This window comes from Reichenbachiella sp., from assembly GCF_039941815.1.
Classification (GTDB): domain Bacteria; phylum Bacteroidota; class Bacteroidia; order Cytophagales; family Cyclobacteriaceae; genus Reichenbachiella.
Window position 1 is genome coordinate 1 of the sequence record NZ_JBDVDW010000079.1, and the last position, 1,844, is coordinate 1,844.

The 1,844-nt window shown below is 44.0% G+C and carries 2 protein-coding genes; both read right to left on the bottom strand.

The window, feature by feature from the left end; translation table 11 throughout:
- On the bottom strand, window positions 1-471 hold a 471-nt coding region (locus ABJF11_RS20575), incomplete at its 3' end, for an Ig-like domain-containing protein (protein WP_348122180.1).
- Window positions 472-656: 185 nt separating this feature from the next.
- Window positions 657-1,844 (bottom strand): Ig-like domain-containing protein (locus tag ABJF11_RS20580; protein WP_348122181.1); only part of this gene is annotated, 1,188 nt, incomplete at its 5' end.

Here is a 1,844-nt window from a genome sequence, read left to right on the forward strand (position 1 = left end):
AAATTCTATAGACCAGATCAGGTTTTTGTTAGTAGCGTCGGAGGGAGTAATAGTGGCTGTCAATTGACTGGTACTTCCTATTTCTAACGTCAGTGACTCCTCCTCTAGTGATACTCCGGTCACCGGTACATTATCAGCAATAACTGTGACTTCGATAGTGGCCGATTTATTGGTGTTAGTTTCCGTGGCTTCTACTGTTGCTTGTCCTACGCCTTCAGCCGTGAGCGTGACTCCACTTACTGATACTACGTCTTCATCGTCTGAGGAAAAAACAATTTCAGCCTGATCGGCATCCTCTCCTTCGACCACGATGTAGTCTTCCAGATTGACCGTGGTGCCTTCTACTACTTCTACCGAAGCGGCATCAAAAGAGAAACTTGTGATTTTGATTTGTGGTTCGTCTTCACTGCATCTTATAATTAGGGAGCAAAGTGCTAATAATCCAATTGGGAGGATGATTTTTTTCTTCATCTGATGGGTGGTTTTGTTTATTGTTATATATAGAAAGAATTTATGGCCTTAACATCGGTTTACACTAATCAACGACTTCCTCAAGGAAACCTCTAACTCATTTGAATACAGCTGTTTCCACTTAACTACTCAAATACAGGCTGCGTTGATACCGAGTATTCGATTTATTTTCTTGTCCAATTCATCTAGTGACATTCCCCATAGATGGTAAAATTATTTTGAAATTCTGCGGTTACACCAGATCCATCATTGGCTGATACCGTCACAGTAACACTTACATCTTCCGTGAAAATATGGCCATCGATATGTGAGACCAGTCCATCATCATCAATCTCAAATGCAGGATTGTCTTCAATGCTCCAAGTCACAGACTGATCAGTAGCATTATCCGGAGTGACCGTTACACTGAATTGAATGTCATCGCAGTTCTCGATCGACGAACCCACCTCTTCGTCATCATCGAAAACAGTTAAGGCTGTGACTGGAACTAATATTATGACATCAATTTGATCAGTTTTTTGATTGTTTGTGGAGGTGGCCGTCACCTTATAAGCACAGCCTGCGCAGGGTAAACTTAGAGCCGTTAGGAGTCCATCTTCTGATATTTCCAAATAGGTGTCTACAGTTGGGGCTGCGGTTAAAACTCTTCCTGCCAAATCTTCCATTGAGAGGGACCAGGTTACGCTTTGGTCAGTCGCATTTTCTGGAGCTATGGCAGCACTAAGCTGGATCGATTCATTCACACCTATGCTTACTTCTGTCGGACTAATGATGACACTGGTAACAGCTACATTTGATACTGTGACGTCCAGGCTTGCCGCTACAGATCCGTTACTGGATTGTGCAGTGACCACCACTTCGCCAGCAGATACCGCAGTGATGAGTCCTTCTTCATCTACCGTAGCGATCTCTTCAGGTGTGGATTCTTGATTTTTTCCGGCTGAGGGAAAATCTACAGACCAGGTAATACTCTGATCGGTGGCATCCTCAGGCACGATGGTCGTGGTTAATTGTAACGTTTCGCCAACATTTAGTTCAGCTGTTTCCTGATCTATTGACACCTCCGTCACCATGATACCAGTCACTTCTACCTCAGCACTAGCTGAAAACTCGCTATCTTCAGATGTAACTATGGCGACCACCTCGCCAAGCGACACGGCGGTGACTAGACCTTCATCACTTATGGTAGCAATAGAAGTGGGGTCATCGTCAGATTTTTTACCCTCAGAAGGAAATTCTATAGACCAGATCAGGTTTTTGTTAGTAGCGTCGGAGGGAGTAATAGTGGCTGTCAATTGACTGGTACTTCCTATTTCTAACGTCAGTGACTCCTCCTCTAGTGATACTCCGGTCACCGGTACATTATCAGCAAT